We start from the raw sequence: 24,321 nt of genomic DNA, 5'->3' as shown, positions 1-24,321 counted from the left end.
TAAATAATATACACTTGGCAGGTGCGAATGTAAAGGGTTATAATAGACTCAAATATTATAATATCTTAAGATTTGAACTGGTTTCGAACTTAAGCAAAGGAGCGCACGACACCATGGCCGTATCAGATGTCAGAAAGTTTTTTGAACAACATCATCTCAGCTTTGAAATCATGGAGCTTGAGGACAGCACCGCCACTGTGGAGTTGGCAGCCGCCGCCCACAATGTCGTGCCTGACCAGATCGCGAAAAGCATTGCCCTTTATGCCGGTGAAGAAAAATTTCTTTTGGTGACTTCCGGTATGTCCCGACTGGACAACAAAAAATTTAAGGCCGCTTTTAAAGCCAAGCCCAGAATGATGACCGCAGAGGATGTTCTTGAGGCAACAGGCCACCCCGTCGGTGGGGTCTGTCCCTTTGGTCTTAGGACAGACATGAAAATTTGTCTTGATGCTTCCCTAAAGCGCTTTGAAACCATCTTTCCAGCTGCCGGGGCGCCTAATGCATCCATTGAAATCTCTCCGGAGCGTCTGCAGGAAATTACAAGCGGCACGTGGGTGGATGTTTGTAAGAGCTCAGAGGGAAGTGAGATTACCGTGGATGCCCTGTAGACAGGTGCGGGCGCTGGTGGTGTGACCATCGGCAAAATTAGTTTTTTGTTTTTAAAAAGCGAAGCACCACAAGACCTCATAACACAAAACAAAAACACTGTGGATCAGCAGCCTCAGGCATTTGATGATCCACAGTGTTTATTCTTTTTTGAAAATGTAAGCGCTTCTCAGCCTGACAAGTCAGTCTGAGAATTTGCAGCTACGCCACCAAGAACTACGCTGGCTGAGCGTCCTTGCGCTTGCTCGCGCGAAGGCGGTCCTGCTCGTCGAGGATACGCTTACGCAGGCGAATCGCTTCAGGCGTGATCTCCACCAGCTCGTCCATCTCGATAAACTCAAGCGCTTCTTCCAATGTGAAGAGTCTCGGATCCGGCACGCGCGCCGCGTCATCTGAACCGGACGCACGCATGTTGGTCAGCTTCTTGTTCTTGCAGATATTGACCACCATGTCATCGCGGCGGCTGTTCATGCCCACGATCATGCCTATATAAACTTCCTGTGCTGGCTCGACGAAAATCTCCGCGCGCTCGCTGAGGTTGGAAATGGCATAAGCCATAGCTGTTCCAGGCTGCTGGGCAACCAAAACGCCGTTGTTGCGGCCCTGGATCTCGCCAAAGTGAGGCTCGAAGCCCTCAAAGGATCTGACCAGGGTACCCTCACCACGGGTATCGTTGATGAATTCGCTTCTGTAACCCAAAAGACCCCGGGTCGGCGCTGAATATTCAAGGCGGGTGTAGCCGTCCTCAGAGTGCATCAGCAGCATGGTGCCTTTGCGCTGGTTCAATTTGGAGATGACCACGCCGCTATAGGCATCCGGCACGTTGATCAGCACTTTCTCAACCGGCTCGCAAAGGCGGCCGTTTTCCTCATGAAGGAGAACCTCCGGTTTGGAAACCCCGATCTCATAGCCTTCACGGCGCATGTTTTCAAGGAGAATGGAAAGATGCAGCTCTCCGCGGCCGGAGACTTTGAAGCCTTCTTTGCTCTCAAGCTCTTCAACGCGAAGTCCAACATTGACTTCCAGCTCGCGATCCAGGCGATCCTTCAAGTGACGGGAAGTCAGGAATTTGCCGCTGCGTCCGCAGAACGGAGAATCATTGACGTAAAAGTTCATGGAAAGCGTCGGCTCCTCGATTTCAATCAAAGGAAGCGGCTCAACAAAATCAAGCGCGCAGATCGTCTCACCAATTGAAATGTCAGGAATCCCTGCGATCGTGACGATATCTCCGCTCGTTCCGAAAGGCTTTTCAACCCGGGCAAGCCCTTCGTTGACAAAAACCTTCGCGATCTTGCCGCGAACGATCTCACCATTTTGCTTTGCGACGGCGACCGTCTGACCCCGGGAAACCACACCGCGCTTGATGCGGCCAATTCCCAGTCGGCCAATGTACTCGTCATACGCCAAAGAGGACACCTGCATTTGAAGGGGCTCCGCATCCAGGTTCGGATAAGCTTCTACATGCTTGATGATCGTCTCGAAGAGCGGCTCCAGGCTGGTGCTTTCGTCAGACATGTCATGCTTGGCAATGCCCTCTCGAGCGATGCCATACACAATTGGAAAATCAAGCTGTTCATTAGTCGCCCCGAGCTCGACGAAGAGGTCAAAGGTCATGTCGACGACTTCCTCTGCGCGTTGGTCACGCTTGTCAATTTTATTGATGAAAAGAATTGGTCTAATCCCTTGCTCCAGCGCTTTATGGAGAACAAATCGCGTCTGCGGCATAGGCCCTTCACTGGAATCCACCAGCAAAATAGCCGAGTCCACGGTGCGCATGATCCGCTCAACCTCGGAGGAGAAGTCAGCATGGCCGGGCGTATCAACAATGTTGATCTTCACGCCGCTGTGTTCAATCGCACAGTTCTTTGAGTAAATCGTGATGCCGCGCTCACGCTCGAGGTCGTTGCTGTCCATGACGCACTCTACAACTTCTTCATTGGCTCTGAAGACGCCGCTTTGAGACAGCAGTGCGTCGACCAGGGTCGATTTGCCGGCATCGACGTGAGCGATGACCGCGAGGTTCAGTATGCCTTGCTTTATGCTTTGATCTGACATAATTCCATCCTTTATTTTTTAAAAAGCCTGCTCATCCGAAGTCGGGAGCAGGCGAAGTATTTTGTCAACCTTGATATTATATAACGTCATAGTCAGAAGATCAAGTAAAATATGGGGTCTGGCGCTGTTTAACGTGTTAAAACCATGTTAAAACTTCAGCGTGCACTGATCTCCATCCAGCCCGTATGGATTGTCCGGATAACGTCTTATTGAAAAATCCAGCTTTCTGAAATAGGGTGACTGCTCGTGAGGCACTCTGATCCGCAGCACCGTCAGGTCCCGCCGGCTCTCCTTCAGCTCTGCAAACACCGCTCGCCCAACAGCCACCTGGTCGACAGACTCCAGCAGCGCGAAATGCTGAATTTCTGCCTCCCCACGCTGAGCCTTAGAAAGACCAATTATGCCGATGGTCCCCTCTTCCCCCTCCCCAGTCACAAGATACATCCTGCTCTTGAAGTTGGAATAGAGTGCTTCTGCAATACTTTTAACCTTCCCATAATCTGCACCCGGGACAGCGCGCTGCATTAGCTCAAATAATCTCTGATCCGTGTATAATAAATGCGTTTCTTTAGAATCCAACGTTATAAGGTTCACGTTCATAAACTCCTTTAAAGGTTAAATAGTCTGCAGCAAACTGCGGCCTATCAGGGGCGGACTGATAAATTCAATCCATACTATCACATCCGCACACTGTCTGCAAGGGCGCGAAAGAGGGTATGTATCAGAAGGAATGAGAACGGTGGAAGCGGCGGGTCGGGGTGTTGGAAGAAGGGGTCAATAGGCTTTAGCCGCTGACACCTTCTTCCAACAGACGCCTTCTTCCGCCCGGCTATCCTGAAGTTTGAAAGGAGCATCTCTATGAATCAAGTACTTAATGAGAATCAGCAACTCAAATTGAACAACAGCGCACTTCTTTGGCTGGACAAGCTTCAGACCCGGCTTGAAAAGCTTGAAACCCTGCCGCTGAAGTCGTTGGATCCGGAGGATACGGCGCTGGTCATCATCGATATGACGAACGGCTTTGCGCGGGAGGGACTCCTGGCCAGCCCAAGGGTCGCCGCGCTGATTCCCGCAATTGTAAGCCTGGCTGAGGCTTGTCTCAGCAGGCGCATTCCTGTCATTGCGCCGTCGGATACCCACACGCCGGAAGCTGAAGAGTTCATGGCCTACCCTGCCCACTGTGTGGCTGGCAGTGAGGAAAGCGACCTTGTGGATGAACTCAAATCCCTAAACGGAATAATGAAACTCGAAAAAAACTCAACCCAAATCTGGCATTCGCAGGCTTTTCAGGACTGGTTTCGCGAAAATGTGCAGCGCTCCACCTGGATCCTGACCGGTGACTGCACCGACATTTGCGTGCTCCAATTTGCGCTTGCACTGAAAACATTCTTTCAGTCAGAAAATCGACCTTCAAGAGTCATTGTGCCAATAAATGCCGTCAACACTTTCGAGACGCCGGACCACCCCGGTGACCTGTACCATCTGATGGCCCTTGCCCTGATGGAGGCCGGCGGCGTGGAGCTGGTGAAGGGTGTGGCGGTGACGTAAAGGAACACTTCAAAGGGAAATAGGACGGCCCGAAAAAGCCTGCGGGGGCAGGCTTTTTCGGGCCGTCTTCTCTTATTTGAAAGCCTGGTTGACAAACATTCTCACAAGCTCTGTCCTCATTTCAAAACCTGTCCGCGTCACTGAATCAAAAACCGTCCGCGTCCCCAACTTGCCACTCCCCTTAAACCCCTGGCAGCACCAGCGTCAGCTCCGTCCATTCCCCAGGTCGGCTTGCGGCTGACAACCGGCCGCCATGCTGCTCTGCTATGCCGCGGGCTATGGCAAGACCCAGACCATAGCCCCCGGTGGCCTTCGTTCTAGAGGCATCCAGGCGCACAAAACGGTCGAAGATCGCTTCAAGCCGGTCCTCCGGGATGCCCTCGCCAGTATTTCGAATCCGCAGCCAGGCTTTATGCTTTTCACTGCTCAGCCTGATCTCGACAATTCCGCCTGAAGGCGTGTATTTCAAGGCGTTATCCAAAAGGATCACCAGCACCCTGCGAATGCCCTCCGGATCCATCCGCGCCATGACCTCTTCTTCAGAGAACACCGACAGCTCTATCCCGCGCTCGAAGAAGATCGCCTCGTAGGAAAGCAAGCATTTTTCCAGCAACGCCTTCAAGGAAGCCTCCACCAAAACCGGTTCCGCCGCGTGATCCAGCTTAGCAAGATCCAGCATGTCTGTGACCAGCCCCGCCATATTGGTCGTTTCGGTTTTGATGCCCTCAATCCACTTGGCCTCCTGTGGATCATCCAAGGAGCCAAGCAGAGCCAGCTGCGTCTGAATCACTGTGAGCGGCGTCCTGAGTTCATGGGAGGCATCCGCCAAAAACTGCTGCTGCTTCTCGAACGCCGTCTGAATTGGCCTTACAGCACGATTGGCAAAGAACACGCTGACCCCGAACAGGACAAGAAGACTGCCAACCCCAACCCAGATAAACACCATCAACAAATCATTCAGGGACGCGTGCACAGGTGTCCGGTCGAGCAATACCATTTTATACCCGGCAGGCAGCTTACCCACGAGATAGTCGTATGAGGTATCCCCTATTTTGACTCTGCCAAACTCCCGGTTAGTTTCCGATCCAACCCCAGCCTCACTCTCACCCTCAGAACCATCCGGCGCCTTGCTCAAAATCTTGGACACAGCCATCGCCACCGCCTGCTCATCCACCTCCAGGTAGGACATGAGCATCAGGATCTCTCCCTGAGAATCCGTTTCTACAATCAAGCTGCCAAAAGCATCCCGGCTGTCCGGGACCGGTCTGGGCGGCGCCCGCATGATCTTTTCAAGGGTAAAACGGCTCTGCTTGTTCATACTATTCGCCGTCAGCCCATAGATGGCCCCAAAGATCCCCACAAAAACCAGGATCAGCATGCTCATAATCAGAACGACAAAACGCCACTTCAGTTCTCGAAACATGCCTAGTCCCCCATTCCCAGCCGGTAGCCAACACCGCGCAGCGCATTGATGCTCACCTTGGATTCCAGAAAGCTCAGTTTCTTCCTTAAAAAGCTGATGTAAACCTCCAGGGTGTTGTGCTCCACTTCCGCGTCATAACCCCAGACGCTGATGATCATCTCTTCCTTTGACATCACCTGCTGCGGGCGGTCCATCATCAGTTTCAGAATCTCGAACTCCTTAAGGGTCAGCTGCACCTCGCCCTTTGGACCACCAAGCATCAGCGTCCCGAGATCCAGGGTCAGGTCCCCATAGCAGATCCCGGGTTCCAGGACCGGCTCCCCTTTACGCCTTGTGAGGGCCCTGATCCGGGCAAACAGCTCCTCTGTCGCGAAGGGCTTGGGCAAATAATCATCCGCTCCTTCATCCAGGCCACGCACCTTGTCAGTGACCTCACCTTTGGCCGTCAGGAGGAGGATGGGGGTTGCGATACCATCGGCACGAATGTTTTTCAGCACTTCCAGGCCATTCATTCTGGGCAGCATGATGTCCAGGAGAATGACATCAAAGCGATCCGTCAGCGCCGCATCCAGGCCGCTCACGCCGTCATAGGCCGCCTCCACCGTCAGTTTGTTTTTTCTCATCAGCGTGCAGAGCGCATCAGACAGTGCCCGCTCGTCTTCTATCAATAAAACCTTCATTGGATTTCCTCCATCCGGCCTTTACCCGTCATACTTCATCGGGCAGCCCTCAGCCGCTTCGTTCCTGTCATCATGATAGCAGAGGACCCTTAAAGAAAGTTGAAAATGCACTTTCAGGTTCATTTAAGCTTCGCGCTTTATCATAAGGATGTGGCAATCACAAGCATGCCCCCTTAACAAGTCCGGCGAAGCGGTTTCCCAAACTTAATCCCGGCCTATTAACAGAGGCTGTCCCGCAGGTCTTACACCTCCGGAGACAGCCTCTTTATATTTCCTGAAAAATTTCTGCCGATGGTCACCCATCCCACAACCGCGAAAGAAGGCCACCTTATTCGTACTCAATTGACGCGCGTTACTCGAGCTGAGTCGTAGCCTCCAGATGATCCAGCGCCTCTCTCAAATGGATTTCCACCCACTTCGCAGCGCCTTCCCCATCCCGTGCCTTTGCAGCTTCAAGGATCTTGAAGTGATGTTCCTGAGACAGGCGGTTATACGCCTCATTGGAGAGATAATATCTCAGATAGCGGTCAATACTGCGATGCATCATATTAACCTGCTCCATCAGATAAGGATTGTCACAATGGCTGATCAGAATCTGGTGGAACTCGTGGTTGAAAGCGCTAATCCCCTTCGCCGTGGTCTGCCTGTCAATCTCATTCAACACTTCCTCAGCGCGAGCAAGCTCTTCGTCCGTCAGATGCGGCACTGATTTTCGCATAGCGCCAATCTCAAGGAAAATACGCGTTTCAAAGCGTTGTCTGACCCGCTCCGGATCCCACATGCTGACGACGGCGCCTCGATTGGGAATCATGGTAATCAGGCCTTCCGTCTCCAAAGTTCTGAGCGCTTCTCTGACAGGAATCAGGCTGCTGTCAAACCGCTTTGCGATTTCTTCCTGTTTCAGGTGGCCGCCAAGCGGGATTTCACCGTTCAGAATGGCTTCTCTGAGCTCCTCAGAAATGATCAACGGCAAGTTCAAAAAAGTCTTTGACCGCTTGATGGGCTTTGACTTTGACGCAGACTTGGAAGATCCGCGTTTGGTCGATGTTCTGGTCTTTTTTCCAGATCCTTCATCAGGGTTTGCTTCGTTTGGCTCCAAAGATTTTTTCGGCATGGTCACTGTCCCCTCAAGAATATAATTTCATTCACTAATTATGCAACATTTTATAAAGACAATTTATTATATCTCATTTTTTGAATCCTTGCCGCAAAATTAAAAAAAATTACGCCGGCACAACGTCGAGAATTTCTTCCCAGCCGTGCCGGCGCAAACAGGATGATGTGAGCTAAATGTTGGTTAGCGGTTATTCAATCAAATTCAGAGCTGATTTAAAGTCAAAATTAGTACTTGGAGTACTGGATCTTTTCAAGCTCCGGATCGTAAAACTCACCGAAGAGCTCTTCATCAGACGGGGAATCCGGCTGATCCAGCTCCTTGGATACCCAGGTCACGTTCATGTAGTGATGCAGGTGAACGTTCTCGGAAGTCGCATTGCCGGCCCAGGTACCGCAGCCAATAGAGGATGTCATAGGCATGCCGTTGTTCATGCTGCCTGAATTTGCTTTGGACTGCGGCTGTCTGACCATGATGCGGCCAACACGGGCTACCATGGCAAGTCTGTGGATATGGTCTTCATCAAAGGAGAAGATTCCAACAGAGTGACCAATCCCGCCAACTTCATGGATTGCCATCACAGAATCAATGGCATTTTGGAATTCACCCGTATATTTGTGTACAGCGAGCAGCGTCGTCAATTTCTCACGGCACCAGATGCCCTCTTTGGATGCGTTGAAGATGCCAGTGCCATGGGAAGCGATCAGGAACTTTCTATCCTCTGGAATCTCAAAGCCAGCGGCTTTCGCCATATCCTGAGGAGACAGTGCAACCGTGTCAGCAAGTCTGTGGATCTCTTCGTCCCACATAGCGTTTTTCATAGCTTCCTGCTCCTCAGCAGACAGCATGTAACCGCCTACAGCGACCAGCTCATCAAGGGCCGCATCCCAGATGCTCTCATGGATGACAATATTGCCGTCTGCAGAACAGCCTGAACCAAAGTCAGACGTCTTGGATCGCATTGTATTGAAGGCAGCTTTGTTCAGATCCTGAGCCGCAGTTTCATCCCAAACCATAGTCGCGTTGCCTGCGCCAACCGCATAAGCAGGCGTACCGGAAGTGTAGGCACGGCTCACGACACCTTGGCCGCCCGTAGCAATGATAAGGTCACATCTGGACATGAGGGCTTCAGAAGTCGCCTTGTTGATTTTAGCTTTTTGGCCGAGGATTTGAACGAGATCTTCCGGCGCGCCGACTCTTCTGAGTCCTTCACGCATGAGCTCAATCGTTCTGCGGCTCGTATTCTTTGTGCGTGGGTGTGGCGAGAAGATGATGGCATTTCTGGCTTTAATCGCGTAAATGGCATTGCCTGCAGGCGTCAGATCCGGATTGGTTGCTGGAATAACACACGCAATAATGCCTACCGGCTTAGCGTACTTGACAATTCTCTTCTCAGGGATTTCTTCAATAATACCGACAGATTTCTGTCTGAGGCAGTCGCGGAGGATCCCGCGGATTTTAAAGCGCTTCGCTTCGCGGCTGACCGGATCGCCGAAGCTGCTTTCCTCAATACCCATCATGACGAGTTCGTGGAAATTATGTGAATTGGCAACGATTTGAGCAACGGATTGGATGGTTCTGTCAATATGCTCCTGACTCCAGGTTTCGAATTCACGCTGTGCTATTTTCGCTTTCGCATAAGCCTCTTCGATTTCATCAATGGCATCTTGGCCAAGCTTCAGCTCGGCATAGCGTGCTTTCATGTCAACATTCATGCTCATTCTTTTTTTCCTCCTCAGAATACTCTTGATCATTATATGGCGGTGCCTTGACAACAATTCAACTTTTACGTCTGCGACCTATCATGGATTACTCCCCAAACAGATCCTTCTTGACAACATCTACAGGCATTTGCTGACCGGTCCAGATTTCAAAGGCTTCAGCACCCTGCCAGATCATCATTGGGATCCCGTTCATAGTTTTGCAGCCCGCTGCTTTTGCCATTTTAATCAGCTTCGTCTCAAGGGGAATGTACACTATGTGGGCGACGAATAAGTCGGGTCTGAAAGCTTCCGGCGCATTAACCGTCGACTTTTCAATCAGATTTTCCTCTTTGCCCTGCGCATTTGTGACGACCTTGTCCATGCCAAGGGGGGTACAGTCAATCAGGATGTCCGCTGTCTTCACTGCCTCAATCACCGCTGCTTCGGAGTAGACTTCGCCGCGGGCATTGACGGACTTGATGTTTTCATGAATCGTCTCAAGGAGCTCGTCCACTTTCTCTGCCTCAACGTCGAAAACCGTCATATCCGTGATGCCCGAAAGGGCAACCTGTACACCAACCGCTCTGCCTGCGCCGCCAGCGCCAACGAGAACAACTCGCTTGCCGCTCAGGTCAAAGCCCTCCTCGCCAAGACCTTTGACGAAGCCCTTGCCGTCTGTATTGTAGCCGACCAGTCTGCCGTTGTCGTTAAATACTGTGTTGACCGCGCCAATCATTCTTGCGGCAGGATCTACTTCATCCAGGTACTGAAGGACCTTTTGCTTATGGGGCATAGTTACGTTGAAGCCTTGCGCATGCAGCGCCTTCATGGCGTCCAGCGCCTCAGGAAGATGACCGTCCTCAATTTCGAAGGCAAGGTAGGCATATTCAAGCCCAAGTGTCGAGAAGGAAATATTGTGCATACGAGGTGAACGGCTGTTCTTAAGCGGATACCCAAGCAGACCAGTCAATCTGTATCTGCCGTCAATGCATTTCATCATGTTGCATTCTCCTTTTCATGGCTGATTCTCTTAATTAACTTAATTCATCCAGCGCGGCTCATGAAAGCAGCTTCACTCCGCATACATCAAATTCTTTGAATAGTACCCCAACTGCCTTGAAATTTGGTGAGAGGCATCCGTCACCAGTTTCGCGAAATAATCCGTATCCGCCGGGAACCTGAACTTCGGTCCTGAAATCGAGATGCACCCTATGACCTTTTGAGAAGAGTCATAAACCGGCGCAGCGACACAGCCCACTTCATAGTCCTTCTCACCCACGCTGACCGCGTAACCCGTATTTCTTATTTTTTCAAGCTCTTGAATAAATTCGTCCGGATCTGCGATGGTGTATTCCGTAATTTTCTCTAAGCGGCCTTTCATCTTCTCCCAGATAGCCCGGTCCATAAACGCCAGTATCGATTTGCCTGTAGCCCCTGCCCAGATTGGATAGCGCTCGCCTATTCGAACCGTTCGCTTGATAGCCAGCGGACTCTCGACCTGGTCAAAACAGATCCGGTCATAGTGGTCCAGCAAATAGAGATTGGTCGTTTCTTTAGTGAGCTGCGTGATATTTTCCATAAACGGACGGCTTACCGTCCTAATATCGAGACTGTCCTTAGCGATCAGTCCTAGATAATACAGATTGTGGCCCAACTTGTAATGATTTGTTCTGAAATTCTTTTCTATAAAGCCTTCAGACTCCAAAGCGCCAAGCAACCTTAACGTTGTCGACTTTGCCAGTCCGATTTTTTCCGAAATTTGAGTCAGGGAAAGCTCGCGATCATCCCATGTGAACGTCATCAAAATAGACAACGCTCTTGATAAGGTTCGCACTGTGGTTTCACCTTTGACATTTTTTTCTTCAGACATATGAATTCTCCCTCGAATTGTCATGCTTCAATTATAAGTAACGCGTTTGACCGGATGTTGGAATGCTGAGTTTAAGTATCGCTTGGATGCAAAACGTCTAATGCTTGCCTTCTATTCCTGCCGCAGGCATATGAACCGCAGCCAATGCCAGAAGACCTATGCTGGCAACCGTCATAAAACCGGCAGTCAGTCCAAAATGACCACTCACCATGCCAATAAGGATTGGGCCGATGGTCATGCCAACCGCATACACAGACTGATAAAATCCCATAGCACTCGATTTATACGCGATTTCAACATCCTTGATCGCAATGCCCATCAGAAGCGGAAATGACATCGATGTCCCTATGCCGCTGAGCAGCATAATTGGGAATAACTGAACATAATGATTTAGAAACGGGATCATAATACAACTTAAAGTGACCAGTGCAAATCCGGCAGTTAAAGTCGCCTTTTCTCCAAACTTATCCCGAATGACAGTGCCAGAGAGCGTCGCGAAGAAAATTTGGGGGAGAATGAACAAGATGTTGTACAGGTTCAGATGAAAGCTCTCAGCGCCCAGCTCCGTCGCGAGCAGTGGTGTGAAACTGAAAACCGTAGAGAAGGTAATCAGCTGAGACAATAACCCAAGCAAAGAGACCGAAACGAGTCTGCGATTCTTATATAAAAGAAGTATGTCTTTCAAGTTGAATGTTTTTTTTGCCTTGCATTTTGTCCCGGTTTCCTTGATCCTGAAGCCCGCCGCTAAGGCAATTGAACCCATGACCGCGCTTAGTACAAAAGCCGCTCTAACCTCAAAGGCTGCGACGACTATGCCGCCTATAATAAATGCAGTTAATTGTCCAAGTCGATTCGTCGAATTGATGATGCCAATAGCTTTAGTCGATTCGGAATTTCTGAAGTACTCCGAAAACATCACTGTGATGTTCACCCAGGTCGCGGCAGCGACGCCTGTGAAAAACCTGGCTGCGATTAAGAATTTCGGATTAGGCGCCAGAAGGACGATCAATGGGCTTAATACCGTCATGGTGATTCCAATCAGAACAAAGATCTTTCGCCTGCCCAGATAGTCTGAGTAAAGCCCTAGCGGCACCCTTAGCAGTACCTGGCTGAATCCGTAAGCCCCGGAGATCAGACCTATGGTCTGCATGGACGCGCCAATCTGACTTGCATATTTGGTTAACTGAGGCATATAGGCGTATTGTGAAAACCAGAAGGCGCCTGTCATCAGGCAAAAGAGCAACACAGGCTGCCTGCCTTCAATTTTCTGAGCTGAGTCCGACATTGCTGATAACCTCTTTCTTACGCCTGTCAATTTTTTTGAAAAATCCGGTGGAAGCGCCGTGGCGCTCCACCGGACTGATGTTACAAGGCCTGTAAACTCAAAAGACCTGGTTTAAATCTCAGTACGAAGATTACTTTGCTTCTTCTGCAGCTTGAATGATGCCGTCAACGAGGTCTTGACCGATTTTTTCAGCGATAGAAGGATATACAGTTGCTGCTGCAGCTGCCATTTCAGCTTTTACTTCGTCTGAAAGCTCAATGATTTGTGTGCCGCTGTCAGTAATGATCTTGACTCTGTCAGCAACACGAGCGTCTGCTTGTTCACGGGCATAGGCACTTGCCTCAGCGACAGCTTGCTCTATGATCGCTTGAACTTCTGCAGGAAGGCTATCGAAGTAAGCTTTGTTTGTGACGAGCTGGATGGCGTGGAACATGTGGTTCGTGTTGATAATATAGTCCTGTTGCTCGAAGAGCTTAGCAGAAACGATTGTCTCATAAGGATTTTCCTGAGCGTCAATTGTGCCCTGCTGGAGACCAATGTAAACTTCAGAGAAGGCCATAGGCGTAGGGTTAGCACCGAGAGACTGCCAGTATGCAAGGTGGTTCGGGTTCTCCATAGTTCTGATTTTTATGCCTTTGAAATCGGCAAATTTCTCTATCTTCTTGTTGGAAGACATTGTTCTGAATCCTTGGTCAGCAAAGCCGAGGAGCTTGTAGCCAGCTTTTGCGTAAGCTTCATCAAGTTTGTCGACAAATGGGCCGTCGAGAACTTTACGAGCGACTTCAGTATTGGCGAAAACGTTCGCCATGTCGAATACTGCGAGTTCCGGAACGAAGTTAACCATTGGAGCCGTCGTTTGAATGACGAATTGAACGTCGCCAAGCTGAACGCTCTCTGCGACTTCACGGTCAGAGCCAAGCTGGCCGTTAGGGAAGACTTGGAGTGCGATTTTGCCGCCGGAAAGCTCAGCAAGCTTGTCAGAGAAGGCTTTAGCATAGATGAAAGTGACGGTGTCTTCAGGGCTGTCAATACCAACAGACCAGGAATAGCTCTCCATCTCTGCTGCCGGTGTCTCAGCTGCCGGCTGCTCCGCAGGTGCTGCTGGCTCTGTTGTTCCGCCGCATGCTGCGAGCGAAAAGACCATTGCGAGGACAAGTAAAATGCTGACTAACTTCTTCATGTTTTTTCCCCAACCTTTCTTTTTTTTGTTTCTTTTCTCTATACATCAGCTCTGCGGATTTATTTCCGAAGAGCGGTGTACCACATCAACCACTTATTGCATAGCTACTAGAGAAGCGCGAGAGAAATTGCAGGCACAAACGTGATGAAAATCAGAGCGATAATAAACATGAATATGAACGGCATAGCTGATTTCGCGATATCTGCGACAGGTACCCCTGTAAAGGAGCTGGTAACGAAGAGGTTAATGCCGATAGGCGGTGTAACGAAACCAATCGCGAGGTTGACGACCATGATGACGCCAAAGTGAACTGGATCGACGCCGAAAGCAGTGACTATCGGCAGTAATATTGGTGTCAAAATCAGGATGGCAGGTGTGGTATCCATAACCATACCGACCAGGAGTAGGAAGACGTTGATGATAATCAGAACTGCGACTTTGGAAGTAAAGGTCGACGTAATTGCCATTGCGATCGCCTGAGGCACTTGCATCAGCGTCAGAACGCGGGCAAAACCAAGCGCTGCGGCGATGATGAAGAGAATAGGCGCGTAGGTTGCAACACCTTCAACGAAGATTTTGATGATTTGATTGAACTTCAACGATTTGTAGATGAACAAGCTGACGAAGAAAGCGTAATAAACAGAGATGACGGCAGCTTCTGTCGGAGACGCAACACCAGAATAGATGGAGCCCAGGATGATGATTGGAGCGAGCAGCGCCCAGAAGCTTTCTTTAAAGACTGTGATGAAACCTTGAGATCTCAAAGCATTATAGTTTTCCATAATTTTAACTTTGTCTTCGCCTTTTTTCTTACAGTAGTAATAGGCGTAACCCATCAAGCAGGCGCCAATCAACAAACCCGGAAGGACACCGGCAATAAAGAGCGCTCCGACAGATGCGCCGGAAGCCATACCGTAAAAGATAAAAGGAATGCTTGGTGGAATAATAACGCCGAGACCGCCTGCAACCGCAACGAGTGCCGTTGAGAAGACTTTATCATAGCCCAGGTTGACGAGGAGCGGAATGGTCATGGAACCGACCGCAGCCGCTGTTGCTGGGCCTGAACCGGAAATTGCGCCGTAGAATAAACAGGTCATGACGACCGCCATGGGAAGTCCAGCGGTTTTGTTGCCTATGAAGTACGTAAATACGTTGAACAGCTTTTTGGAGATCCCGCCTCTTGCCATGATGATCCCTGAAAGGATAAACATAGGTACCGCGAGGATCGGAAAACTGTCAACACCTGCCAACATGGCCCGGATGACCATCTCAGGCGATGCAGGAAACGTTGAATCAAGTATTTTGGGTAAAATTGCAGTAAGACCTAATGTAGTTGAAATTGGCAGAGCCAACAGAACCGCTACCATAAAGAATAAAAACAATGCTACTGGTGACAATCTAATCCCTCCTTATTAATTCTTCAATGCGTTCAAATTTCTTCCTCAACGTTTTTTGCTGCTACAATGACAAAGCTTTCAAGAATTCTGTAGACAGCAAGGCCAAAACCAACGACTGCTGCATAGTGAACAATATACATTGGCAGCTGTAATGCCGGGGTCAACTGTCCACTGCTGATAGTTGACTGAACAACATTGAAGGAATAACGGAGGACATAAGCAAAGAATCCCAAACTAACAATTTTAGTAAGCAGAAGAATAACCTTTTGAGCCACCGGCGGGAGCAGATGAAGGATCTGATCAATTTTGATCGAGCTGTGATGCTTGATGCAGTAGCCAATACTTAGAAAAGCGGACCAAACAAATAAGTAACGCGTCAATTCCTCAGACCAAGGCAGGGAATTGTTGAAGAGATAGCGCATTGTGATCTGGTAACCCATAACCAATACCATGACGATCAGGAAGATTGTCAGTAGTGCTTCCTCGAAGTGCGCATTTAACCATTTAATAATACGCATTTTTTCACCTCATTTTGAGTGTCCGGATTCGTAAATCCGGCAGGCAGTACCATTTATGAAGAAAGAAGGCAGGGCGGGCCGGGGATTGTTGCCCGCCCCTAATTTTATGTGGTCGTGCAGAAAAACGCTTTATTATTCGGTTGCGACGTGCTTGGATCTCGCTGCCTGACCACCGACTAATTTACCTTCGGAAACATTCTCTTTTGGTGTATAGATGTCATTGATGTTCCAGATGCCATCCGTAGGAACCGGAATATTTTCCATAGGTACGTCAATCAGGTATGGCTCGTTGGATTCAAGCGCTTCTTTGAAAACTGCCTTGAATTCATCCGCGCTGCTGATGCGTTTGCTCTTGACGCCATAGCCAACCGCGACTTCAGCCCAGTTGACGCTGTAGCTTGAGCCGTCTGGCTTTCTGAAAACTGTGCCGAAGGTGTGGTTGTAGTGGGAAGCCTCAAGACCGGCAATGGTACCAAAGGCGTTGTTATTCATAATAACCCAGACCACAGGTATGTTATATTCCACTGCGGTGGCAAGGACAGATGGGTTTGCGCCAAAGCCGCCGTCTCCAACCAAGGTAATAACTTTCTTATCTGGTGCAGCCAGTTTTGCGCCCAGAACCGCTGCCGGTCCAAAGCCCATTGTAGCCAGGCCGCCCGGATGGAGGATCGTATCCGGCTGTGTAATGTCGAACTGCTGGCTGACGCCATTCTTATTCCAGCCCACATCTGTAGCAATGATGCCGTCTTCAGGGAAGACTTCGCGGACATCTTTGAGGATGCGCTGTGGTGTCATTGGGAATCTGCCGTCATTGGAGATTTCTACATTAGAGGCTTTGAATGCAGCTCTGTTCTCAGCGATGGCTTTTTTAAGCTGAGGTCGCTGGATGCCTTCAGGCACAATTTCTTTGGCCGCTTCGAGAATGGCTTTCAGCGCTTGCTTAGGATCAGCGACTGCACCAAGGGCAACCGGGTAGTTGCGTCCAATTTCAGCCGGCTCGAGGTCGACCTGAATGAACTTTGTCTTCTCGGCGTTGAAAGTAACATCGTTATACCAAGAGCTGCTGTCTGCTTCAGCAAATCGCGTACCTACACCAAAGATCACATCAGCGTTTCTCGTGATGTCGTGGACGAAATCGCAGCCCCAGAAGCCTGTAACGCCGACATTCATAGGGTGCAGATCAGAAAGTGCGCCTTGGCCCATCAGGGTTCTTGACACAGGAATTTCCAGGAATTCAACCAGCGCTTTGAGCGCTTCACTGGCTTGTGAAATAAGTACCTGACCACCAACGTGGATGACTGGGTTTTTAGCTTCAATCAGCATCTTGGCGTATTCGTAAGCAACTTCTTTTGAAAGCGCAGGACGAATTGTCACAGGGCTGTCGTGATAAGTTCTTTCAAAGTGGCTTGTATCGAGTTCTCTGGAGAACATGTCCATAGGCACTGAAATCAGCACTGGGCCTGGTCTTCCGGACTCCGCAAGTCTAAATGCCTTGTCGAGAATTTCAGGGAACTGCTCTGGTTTATCAATTCTCCATGCTCTTTTGACAAACGGTCTGTAGATCTCGTACTGCGCGCCATCCGCATGCATGTTGACTTCCTGGTGTGGGTGCTTTCCGTAGTAGTAGCTCGGAACGTCACCTGCGATGACCACCATGGGAATGGAGTCGAGGGATGCGTTGGCGACGCCTGTCGCAGCATTTGTAAGTCCAGGTCCAAGGTGGCAAAGTACGACGCTGGCTTTTTTCGTAAGCCTTGCATACGCGTCTGCGGCGTGTGCTGCAAGCTGCTCATGTCTGACGGAAATGAACTTGAGTTTTGCATCCTTTAAAGGATCCAGCATTGCGATGACGGTGTGGCCGCAAAGGCCGAAGACGTGTTCGACGCCTCTTCTTTCAAGATAATCCACTAATTGCTCAGAAATCAATTTCTTCAACTTTAGATCTCCTTTCCAACCTGTCCTTATTTATACTATGGATTTTCCGGCTTTCAAGATGAAGCTTGAAACTTCTCTTCCTACGTAATCCTGTACTTTTCTTGCGAGAGTAATCAGTTTGTCGAGGTCATAATCTGTGCGGACACCCATAGCATTTACCATATGGACCACATCTTCCGTAGCGATATTGCCGGAAGCCCCCGGAGCGAACGGACATCCGCCGAGTCCGCCGAAGCAGGCGTCAAATCTGGTTATGCCAGCCTGCATGCCGGCGACAACATTTGCGAGGCCCATGCCTCGTGTATTGTGAAAGTGAAGATTCCAAAGAATTTGCGGATATTTTTCCTTGACGGCTTTCGCGTATTCATACACTTGCTGTGGGTTGGCCATACCTGTGGTGTCCGAAAGTGAAAGCTCAGTGACGCCAATTTGGAGGTAACTGTCAATGATAGGGTAAATGTCTTCAATAGGGATAATACCCTCATTTGGATATCCAAAGCCGGTGGAAATAGCGCCTGAAATGGTGATGCCTTTCTTAGCTGCAAAATTGGCGACTTCTTCGAAGCCTTTAACAGCTTCTTCAGGCGTTTTGTTCAAGTTGCTCAGGGAGTGTGCACGGCTGGCGGAAACTGTGAGCTTCGCTTTTGTGATGCCGTTGGCTTCGGCGCGCTCGACACCTTTAAGGTTCATGATCAGCGCTCTGTATTCGACGCCGTCATAACGCTTGAGTCTTTTTGCGACTTCATCCGTATCAGCCATCTGTGGAACCGCTTTAGGATGGACAAAAGATCCAATTTCAATGATTTTGGCACCTGCGGCTACAACCTCTTCGATCAGCTCGATTTTCTGATCGACTGTCAGCAGTTTTTCTTCATTTTGAAGGCCGTCTCTTGGACCGACTTCACAAATCTCAATGTAGTTCACTTTGTTGAATTCGGAATTCTGACTCATTTTGCACCTCATTCATTTAGGCGGGTCAGCCAGTGCAGCAGCCCGGCAGTTTTCGTAAGAGATATCACAAAGTTTCACACTGCGGAACTCGATTCAATACTGCGAAATTTATATTCAGAATAGCACCGTTTTTTCACATTGTCAATTCTGTTTTTCCAAATCAATTAAGAATTCTGACGATTCATTTTAACGCTTAGTGATTTAGAAATTAATGGGTAAACCTATTTTCTTGGATTCGCTTCAAAATAGGCCTTAGCAGTAGCCAGGCAGCGACGTGCGTGTTCTGCGTAACCAAGTTCACTGACGCGCTGAAGATTTGGGAGCTCAATAGAATAGGGCATTTCAGGCATGCTGTGAATATAAGACGCCACATCAATGCCGCCTTCTCCGACATAAGAGCGTGCCTCACGCAGAATGCGCGTCATTTCATCCCGGTCCTGTGGAATCTCGACCGGCGCATCACAGAGGTGAGCGAAATGGAACCAGGATTCAGGGAGTTTTTTCAGTTCTTCTACAGACTCTCCGGATCTATGCATATGATGAATATCTATCATTATGCCTGCATTGTCTTTATTGACAGTTTTGAGGACATCCATGGCGCCAACAAGTGTATTGACAGAAGCTATCGGAACAAATTCCAAATCCACTGTCAATCCATATTGCTTGGCGAGGTCGCAAACTTCGCCAAATTTCTCCAGGTAGTAGTCGCGGTTAGGTGTCCAAATGCTGCTGAGGACATGTTTGCCACCGAGCTCAGCCGCCACTTCCATAGCTGGCTCATAGCGTTTTGGATCCATACCGTCAAAGATTCTCGCGAGTTCAATATCCAAAAGTCTGACACCGGTTTCAGCAAGGGCGGTTTTTGTCAGCTTCATCATGTCTTTATTGACAGCCAGATCATAGTTCGGCTCACCGGGCAATCCCATATAAATAGGTCTTAGGCTGACAAAGTCATATCCCGCCATTGAAGCTATGTAGATCATTTCCGGCGGTGGACAGCCTAATACGGTCAAATGCGCTAAAGAAAATTTGCTGTTCATTATCATTCTCCTCTATTTTTGGGATTGGCGTATAACTTATGACATAAAAAAACACCCAGTACGAATCACGCTTTTATTAAGAAGGATGATGGTCTGTGTGAGTTAATTTCGTAAATGTTATTCCACCCAGCGGAATGTTGTGTCGTTTTTTATCTTGTTTTTAGATTACCACCCGCTATAATTTTTGTCAACGATTTTTTCCACTAAATAATCCTAGATTCCACTAAATGAAACAATGTGGCGTTCTAGTGTTTCAACACTCTCTTTTTGGCAAAAAAATGAGGTTATTGTGCAATCTGTCTCCGACTGCAGAATAACCTCCTTTAATAAATAGGTTGAATTATAGTCTGAATTTGTTGTGATCCCCATGAAGTAAATTCAAGACGTCATCCAAAAGTTCTACGGAAATTTGTCCAGGTGCAGTTGCCTCACCTATTGCGCCATAAGTCATAGATGAACCAAAAATTTCTCCCGCCAGCCTGCTCAGCAGGCCTGCCGGCGACATGGCTGTTGTCACAATTGGTTTATCCCCATACTTGGATGCCGTTTCATAGGTCGCGTTCAATAAGGTTAGTAGATCATCCGCGGTATTTGGCATGACGGCAATTTTGGATACATCCGCACCCATCTCCTGCATTTTCATCAAAGTCCGAATGAGTACTGCCTTTTCAGGAGTGCCTGCGAAATTGTGATATGAACCCATGACAAGTACGCCCGCTTTGTGAATTCTGGAAATATTATCTGCTGCAACATCTGAACAGGAAATCAGCGCGACATCCACCATGTCAACCACACCACTTTCAGCAGCGATTTGGTTTAATTGCGTATAAGCTTCAGAAGAAATCTCCCTTTCCCCGCCTTCCTTTTGTATTCTGAAGGAAAAGATGAGGATCTTATTCGGAAAAATATCACGCAGTGCCCTCAGCACCGCCATAGATTTCTGAGGATCAAAAACATCCCCGAAGGCATCTGCCCGCCATTCTACAACGTCTATAGGAAAATGGACCATACTGTTTGCTTTTTCAATAATTGAAACCTCATCCTTTTCAATTATGGGCACAATTATTTTGGGCTTGCCCTCGCCAATGATTATTCCGCGAATATTGAAAGTCTTTCTCATGATGACTGCACCCCAACAATATTAAATTCGTTCCACATGTCAATATATCGTTCCGTTATGCGGAATGATCTTATATTAACATCACACTTCAAAATTGTCAATAATTGTGAAACCGGAGATTCAACCCATGCTCATACCGGGCCCACCTAAAAAACAAAACCCCCTGGACGGGGGTTTTTTGTTTTTGAATCGAAGTTCTTACAAGGACTTCAAGTCAATCATCCGCATGATATCCAGCCGCATCAGCTGCTCGACAATTTCCAAGCTGACCTCTTCCACAGATTTATAATCCGTGTCTATGACGAGATCTGCTGAACCTTCATAAAGCGATAGTCTGGAAGCCATCATGGATTCTATCTTCGATACGGACATGTCATCTTTCAAAAGCGGTCTTGTGCCTTCTTTGGCGATACGGTCATAAATAACTTCAGGACTCGCCTTCAACCAGATAAGCACGCCGTTTTTCTTCATGTTTTCGACATTTCGGTCATCCAGCACAATACCGCCGCCGCCGCAGAACACAATGATGTTGTTGTACTGGGCAAGCTCCTCGACTGTTTTGCGCTCGAGTTCCCTGAAATAGGGCTCGCCATGTTCTTTGAAGATTTGACTGATGGTCATTTTGGCACGATCCTCGATCACTTTGTCCACGTCAATCTGATCCATAGCAAGCAGCTTCGAAAGTTCTCTGCCCACGGTGGTTTTGCCGCTGCCCATGAAGCCAACCAGGGAGATGTGGTAAGGAAACAGCTTTCTGGATTGAATCCTGCGGCAGCTTCTCAGCACATGGGTGTGTATGCCCTTGATCTCTTCCCTGAATTCAGGATTATCGACATAATTTCCAATCTTCTGAATAACCTCGCGTTCTCTGTCCTTGCTGAAAATTGGCACAGCCAATTCCTTTTTGACCTTCATGATCTCCAGGATAATCTCCATGCGTTTTTCCAGGGTTTCCGCCAAAAGCTGATCGCAGGCGTCAACTTTAGCTCGCAGTTCTTCCAATCTGTTCATCTGTTTCATCTCCCTTCCGCTTGAAAACCGCTGGTTTAGCATCTACCTGACCCGGGCCAATGCCTCTTCTGAAAGCACCAGATCCTGAGTTCCTATGATTCCCCAATTAAATCGATCAAGCAGATCGCGCGCTTTGACCGGTGCTATCTCATTTGAGAATCCGGCCTGACAGGCCAGAAACCCTATAATGCCTTCAGCCGTCCAGCCTGCTGCGATCAAAGCACCCAAATCCAAAGATTTTTGTCGTTTGGAGAGGCGGTGACCATGGACATCCACCAATAGAGGCACGTGACCGTATCGCGGGCGCTGGTACCCCAAGAGATCCATCAAATAGAGCTGAACAGGTGTCGAGGTCAGCAAATCCGAACCCCTTACCACCTGGGTAACTTCCATTTCTCCATCATCCGCCACCACGGCGAGCGGGTAGGCATAGACACCGTCCGAACGCCTTAGGACCACGTGATCCTGAGCCATATTCAACCGGTGCCGTAAATCACCATAATTCAAATCTGAGAAGTAAATCTCTTCCCCTTGATTTTGCAGACGCCAGGTAGGGCGTCTGGTATCCAGGGCAATTTGACGCTGAAGAGAACTCAACTCAAGACAAGGATCAGAGATAATGCCGGTCTGCTCTCCTCTATGGGGCGCGCTCGCGGCATTTCGCTCTTCACGGCTGCAGAAGCAGGGATAGGCGTGGCCGCTTTCAACCAGCTTACGGAAGGCGGCGTCATAGCGCTCAAACCGTTCGCTCTGAAAGTAGGGGCCGTAGAGACCCCCGCAGTCCGGTCCTTCGTCCCAATCCAGTCCAAGCCAGTCCAGGTCTTTCATCAGCTGCTCAGAATAAGTCTTTTTCGACCTCTCCGGATCCAGGTCCTCCACCCTGAGAATCATTACACCGTCAGCGGACCGGACGGCAAGCCATGCAAGCAGCGCTGCCCAAATGTTGCCAAGGTGCATTCTTCCCGTAGGACTCGGTGCGAACCGTCCCACAAATTTTGAACGTCTCTGCATAGACCGCCCACCTTTTATTCCACTATATCGTAGATCACCCTGTCAATGGTTCCATTCCAGTATTCAAACTCTCCCTCAGGCAGGTTCCATGCCGCCCGAACGACAGATGGGAATCGAACGCCATCTTTTTCTATGTAATTATCGCAGTAAGCAGTCCAGGTTTGACGTTCGTTGCCGCCTTTTGGATTCGCGAAATAACGGTCGTGGGAGACAAAAGTTGTCATTTCCCCAAGGTCGTTGAAGGTAAAGATGCCCTCCCCGGTCAGACTATGAGCCGTGAGCCTCGCTTTGGCAGTCCTCTCATCGATGGCTTCCCAGGTCACATAAGGCTCTGTCAGGTAACCGGGCACCAAAAAAGCTTCCGCAAGTACAGTCACTACGCCGGACTGTGAAATTTCCTGACTCAGGTCGTCAAACACAGGAATCAGGCCTGCGATCTTTCCGAGCATGTGCCCGTGACCATCGGCAAAAAGATCTCTGCCTTCAAAGGGCAAAATACCAAACATTTTGGTCGTCATGTACGCCATTCTTACCGGTGAGGGTGTCGCATTGAACTGAAGGGTCTTCAGACTCGTCCACGGCTTGTCGGGACCAAACTTGATCCTGCTCTCTTTCCAGACGACCTCGCCAGCTTTGGGCAGTGGCCGGTCCGCGAAACCCGCCATTTTTAAGTACCGCTGAACCGGTTCCGGCAGCGACGTGATCTGAAAAGCAGGCTCAGTCCGGCCACGCCCTCCGCCAGAATCAGCGGTTTCTGCCTGCTTGACTATTTCAAGCCATTGCCGTTTCTCATTCAAATAGCGCTCGTACATCTTACTCATGGATTCCACCCTCGGTTAGATGATTTATCCGATTCTTCAATTAGTAGATTTTAAGAGGTCACACTAATTCCGAATCAGGATATATGCCATGTACCCAGCGTACATCAACATAAACACGCCACCTTCGGCTCGAGTAATTTTTGAATGCGTCTGTGAGAAGATCAGCAGAATCACCGTTGATAGGATCATAATGACAGTATCAATTAAAATATTGCTGTCCACAACAATTGGGTGGATGACAGATGAAATGCCAAGAATAAAGAAAATATTGAAAATGTTGCTGCCGACTATATTACCTACAGCAATCTCACTTTTATTCTTGAGCGCAGCGGTGACAGAAGTGATGAGCTCAGGCAATGACGTTCCTACAGCCACAATTGTAAGACCAACCAAAGTCTCGCTCATGCCGAGGGCCATGGCAATGACGATGGCATTTTTTACGACCATATCACCGCCAAATACAATAGCCACCAATCCGCCGATGGTATAAAGCACATACTTTCCAATATGCGTCGGAGATGGATCGATATCATCCAACTCAAATTGTTCGCGGCTGTTCTTTGCGACCTCCAGGATATAGTACATGAAAACGCTGAAATAAGTCAGTAAAATGAGACCATCCCCACGTGACAGCACCGAATTTGCATTGGCCAGAATACGATCTGCGATCAGAACCAGAAGAACGATACTGCCGAGCAGCGCGAAGGGAATCTCCTTTTTGATAGTCTGCCGTTCAACGACCAAGGGCTGAATAATAGCGGTGATGCCGAGAATAAACAAAATATTGAACAGGTTACTGCCCACGACGTTACCAACAGCAATATCACCGGTGCCTTTGAGTGCCGCAGATATGCTGACTGCCGCCTCCGGAGCGCTGGTTCCAAAAGCGACTATTGTCAGACCGATCAAAAGGGGTGGAATCCTCAAAAATGTCGCGATTTCCGAGGAGCCTTCTACGAAGAAATCCGCGCCTTTCACCAAAATTAAAAAACCTATCAACAGCAATACATATTCCATAATCGTTCTCCATTCATCAATAAATTCGTACTACAT

23 protein-coding genes are annotated in these 24,321 nt (G+C 49.0%); 3 read left to right on the top strand and 20 right to left on the bottom strand.

Annotated features, from left to right (window positions below):
• Positions 1-113: 113 nt before the first annotated feature.
• Together AC4PHM_RS16575 and AC4PHM_RS16570 are read left to right on the top strand one after the other, a co-directional pair.
• Positions 114-608 (top strand): YbaK/EbsC family protein, encoded by a 495-nt coding sequence (locus tag AC4PHM_RS16575; protein WP_492018829.1) that lies wholly within the window; start codon positions 114-116, stop codon positions 606-608.
• A 21-nt stretch (positions 609-629) separates the two neighbouring features.
• Positions 630-797 carry a hypothetical protein gene (locus AC4PHM_RS16570; protein WP_492018828.1) on the top strand — a complete coding sequence of 56 codons (168 nt, stop codon included), beginning with the start codon at positions 630-632 and terminating at the stop codon, positions 795-797.
• 25 nt (positions 798-822) lie between these two features.
• Here AC4PHM_RS16570 and typA read toward each other — a convergent pair whose 3' ends face one another.
• Both typA and AC4PHM_RS16560 read right to left on the bottom strand, forming a co-directional pair.
• On the bottom strand, positions 823-2,661 hold the full coding sequence (gene typA, locus AC4PHM_RS16565) for a translational GTPase TypA (RefSeq protein WP_492018827.1): 1,839 nt from the start codon (positions 2,659-2,661) through the stop codon (positions 823-825).
• 147 nt (positions 2,662-2,808) lie between these two features.
• A complete protein-coding gene (locus AC4PHM_RS16560; RefSeq protein WP_492018826.1) occupies positions 2,809-3,255 on the bottom strand; it encodes a hypothetical protein in 447 nt (148 codons plus the stop codon).
• A 264-nt stretch (positions 3,256-3,519) separates the two neighbouring features.
• Between AC4PHM_RS16560 and AC4PHM_RS16555 the strand changes: the two genes are divergently transcribed.
• Positions 3,520-4,209 (top strand): cysteine hydrolase family protein, encoded by a 690-nt coding sequence (locus tag AC4PHM_RS16555; protein WP_492018825.1) that lies wholly within the window; start codon positions 3,520-3,522, stop codon positions 4,207-4,209.
• 181 nt (positions 4,210-4,390) lie between these two features.
• Here AC4PHM_RS16555 and AC4PHM_RS16550 read toward each other — a convergent pair whose 3' ends face one another.
• The 18 genes from AC4PHM_RS16550 to AC4PHM_RS16465 form a co-directional block, all read right to left on the bottom strand.
• On the bottom strand, positions 4,391-5,632 hold the full coding sequence (locus AC4PHM_RS16550) for a sensor histidine kinase (protein ID WP_492018824.1): 1,242 nt from the start codon (positions 5,630-5,632) through the stop codon (positions 4,391-4,393).
• A gap of 2 nt (positions 5,633-5,634) precedes the next feature.
• Positions 5,635-6,312, bottom strand: coding sequence for a response regulator transcription factor (locus AC4PHM_RS16545; protein WP_492018823.1), 678 nt, complete (start codon positions 6,310-6,312; stop codon positions 5,635-5,637).
• A 352-nt stretch (positions 6,313-6,664) separates the two neighbouring features.
• Positions 6,665-7,426: a GntR family transcriptional regulator gene (locus tag AC4PHM_RS16540; RefSeq protein WP_492018822.1), complete on the bottom strand. Its 762-nt coding sequence runs from the start codon at positions 7,424-7,426 to the stop codon at positions 6,665-6,667.
• A 227-nt stretch (positions 7,427-7,653) separates the two neighbouring features.
• Positions 7,654-9,147, bottom strand: coding sequence for an aldehyde dehydrogenase family protein (locus tag AC4PHM_RS16535; RefSeq protein ID WP_492018821.1), 1,494 nt, complete (start codon positions 9,145-9,147; stop codon positions 7,654-7,656).
• 88 nt (positions 9,148-9,235) lie between these two features.
• On the bottom strand, positions 9,236-10,129 hold the full coding sequence (locus tag AC4PHM_RS16530; RefSeq protein ID WP_492018820.1) for a shikimate dehydrogenase: 894 nt from the start codon (positions 10,127-10,129) through the stop codon (positions 9,236-9,238).
• A 72-nt stretch (positions 10,130-10,201) separates the two neighbouring features.
• Positions 10,202-10,999 carry an IclR family transcriptional regulator gene (locus AC4PHM_RS16525; RefSeq protein ID WP_492018819.1) on the bottom strand — a complete coding sequence of 266 codons (798 nt, stop codon included), beginning with the start codon at positions 10,997-10,999 and terminating at the stop codon, positions 10,202-10,204.
• Positions 11,000-11,096: 97 nt separating this feature from the next.
• Positions 11,097-12,284, bottom strand: coding sequence for an MFS transporter (locus tag AC4PHM_RS16520; protein WP_492018818.1), 1,188 nt, complete (start codon positions 12,282-12,284; stop codon positions 11,097-11,099).
• A gap of 130 nt (positions 12,285-12,414) precedes the next feature.
• Positions 12,415-13,464: a TRAP transporter substrate-binding protein gene (locus tag AC4PHM_RS16515; RefSeq protein WP_492018817.1), complete on the bottom strand. Its 1,050-nt coding sequence runs from the start codon at positions 13,462-13,464 to the stop codon at positions 12,415-12,417.
• A gap of 107 nt (positions 13,465-13,571) precedes the next feature.
• On the bottom strand, positions 13,572-14,861 hold the full coding sequence (locus tag AC4PHM_RS16510) for a TRAP transporter large permease (RefSeq protein WP_492018816.1): 1,290 nt from the start codon (positions 14,859-14,861) through the stop codon (positions 13,572-13,574).
• A gap of 32 nt (positions 14,862-14,893) precedes the next feature.
• On the bottom strand, positions 14,894-15,379 hold the full coding sequence (locus AC4PHM_RS16505) for a TRAP transporter small permease (RefSeq protein ID WP_492018815.1): 486 nt from the start codon (positions 15,377-15,379) through the stop codon (positions 14,894-14,896).
• A 132-nt stretch (positions 15,380-15,511) separates the two neighbouring features.
• Complete coding sequence (locus AC4PHM_RS16500; protein ID WP_492018814.1) at positions 15,512-17,314, bottom strand: thiamine pyrophosphate-binding protein; 1,803 nt, start codon at positions 17,312-17,314, stop codon at positions 15,512-15,514.
• A 30-nt stretch (positions 17,315-17,344) separates the two neighbouring features.
• Positions 17,345-18,265: a hydroxymethylglutaryl-CoA lyase gene (locus AC4PHM_RS16495; protein WP_492018813.1), complete on the bottom strand. Its 921-nt coding sequence runs from the start codon at positions 18,263-18,265 to the stop codon at positions 17,345-17,347.
• Positions 18,266-18,486: 221 nt separating this feature from the next.
• Positions 18,487-19,305, bottom strand: a complete 819-nt coding sequence (locus AC4PHM_RS16490) for a sugar phosphate isomerase/epimerase family protein (protein WP_492018812.1) — start codon at positions 19,303-19,305, stop codon at positions 18,487-18,489.
• Positions 19,306-19,645: 340 nt separating this feature from the next.
• Entirely contained in the window at positions 19,646-20,425 is a 780-nt protein-coding gene (gene aroD / locus AC4PHM_RS16485) for a type I 3-dehydroquinate dehydratase (RefSeq protein WP_492018811.1), read from the bottom strand.
• A 198-nt stretch (positions 20,426-20,623) separates the two neighbouring features.
• Complete coding sequence (locus tag AC4PHM_RS16480) at positions 20,624-21,436, bottom strand: shikimate kinase (protein WP_492018810.1); 813 nt, start codon at positions 21,434-21,436, stop codon at positions 20,624-20,626.
• A 42-nt stretch (positions 21,437-21,478) separates the two neighbouring features.
• Positions 21,479-22,447, bottom strand: a complete 969-nt coding sequence (gene gluQRS / locus AC4PHM_RS16475) for a tRNA glutamyl-Q(34) synthetase GluQRS (RefSeq protein WP_492018809.1) — start codon at positions 22,445-22,447, stop codon at positions 21,479-21,481.
• Between the two features lie 14 nt (positions 22,448-22,461).
• Positions 22,462-23,268, bottom strand: a complete 807-nt coding sequence (locus AC4PHM_RS16470; RefSeq protein WP_492018808.1) for a DUF6544 family protein — start codon at positions 23,266-23,268, stop codon at positions 22,462-22,464.
• A gap of 63 nt (positions 23,269-23,331) precedes the next feature.
• Entirely contained in the window at positions 23,332-24,285 is a 954-nt protein-coding gene (locus tag AC4PHM_RS16465) for a calcium/sodium antiporter (RefSeq protein ID WP_492018807.1), read from the bottom strand.
• Positions 24,286-24,321 lie beyond the last annotated feature (36 nt).

It is taken from the genome of Acidaminobacter sp. QWL-03 (assembly GCF_058683855.1).
This window is presented reverse-complemented; position numbering and strand designations above follow the sequence as displayed.

Coding starts and splice junctions, on each gene's coding strand:
- AC4PHM_RS16540 (WP_492018822.1), bottom strand. CDS start 7,426: ATGCCGAAAAAATCTTTGGAGCCAAACGAAGCAAACCCTGATGAAGGA.
- AC4PHM_RS16545 (WP_492018823.1), bottom strand. CDS start 6,312: ATGAAGGTTTTATTGATAGAAGACGAGCGGGCACTGTCTGATGCGCTC.
- AC4PHM_RS16480 (WP_492018810.1), bottom strand. CDS start 21,436: ATGAACAGATTGGAAGAACTGCGAGCTAAAGTTGACGCCTGCGATCAG.
- AC4PHM_RS16495 (WP_492018813.1), bottom strand. CDS start 18,265: ATGAGTCAGAATTCCGAATTCAACAAAGTGAACTACATTGAGATTTGT.
- AC4PHM_RS16550 (WP_492018824.1), bottom strand. CDS start 5,632: ATGTTTCGAGAACTGAAGTGGCGTTTTGTCGTTCTGATTATGAGCATG.
- AC4PHM_RS16530 (WP_492018820.1), bottom strand. CDS start 10,129: ATGATGAAATGCATTGACGGCAGATACAGATTGACTGGTCTGCTTGGG.
- AC4PHM_RS16520 (WP_492018818.1), bottom strand. CDS start 12,284: ATGTCGGACTCAGCTCAGAAAATTGAAGGCAGGCAGCCTGTGTTGCTC.
- AC4PHM_RS16470 (WP_492018808.1), bottom strand. CDS start 23,268: ATGAGTAAGATGTACGAGCGCTATTTGAATGAGAAACGGCAATGGCTT.
- AC4PHM_RS16555 (WP_492018825.1), top strand. CDS start 3,520: ATGAATCAAGTACTTAATGAGAATCAGCAACTCAAATTGAACAACAGC.
- aroD (WP_492018811.1), bottom strand. CDS start 20,425: ATGAGAAAGACTTTCAATATTCGCGGAATAATCATTGGCGAGGGCAAG.
- AC4PHM_RS16490 (WP_492018812.1), bottom strand. CDS start 19,305: ATGAACAGCAAATTTTCTTTAGCGCATTTGACCGTATTAGGCTGTCCA.
- AC4PHM_RS16525 (WP_492018819.1), bottom strand. CDS start 10,999: ATGTCTGAAGAAAAAAATGTCAAAGGTGAAACCACAGTGCGAACCTTA.
- AC4PHM_RS16465 (WP_492018807.1), bottom strand. CDS start 24,285: ATGGAATATGTATTGCTGTTGATAGGTTTTTTAATTTTGGTGAAAGGC.
- AC4PHM_RS16505 (WP_492018815.1), bottom strand. CDS start 15,379: ATGCGTATTATTAAATGGTTAAATGCGCACTTCGAGGAAGCACTACTG.
- gluQRS (WP_492018809.1), bottom strand. CDS start 22,447: ATGCAGAGACGTTCAAAATTTGTGGGACGGTTCGCACCGAGTCCTACG.
- typA (WP_492018827.1), bottom strand. CDS start 2,661: ATGTCAGATCAAAGCATAAAGCAAGGCATACTGAACCTCGCGGTCATC.
- AC4PHM_RS16515 (WP_492018817.1), bottom strand. CDS start 13,464: ATGAAGAAGTTAGTCAGCATTTTACTTGTCCTCGCAATGGTCTTTTCG.
- AC4PHM_RS16575 (WP_492018829.1), top strand. CDS start 114: ATGGCCGTATCAGATGTCAGAAAGTTTTTTGAACAACATCATCTCAGC.
- AC4PHM_RS16535 (WP_492018821.1), bottom strand. CDS start 9,147: ATGAGCATGAATGTTGACATGAAAGCACGCTATGCCGAGCTGAAGCTT.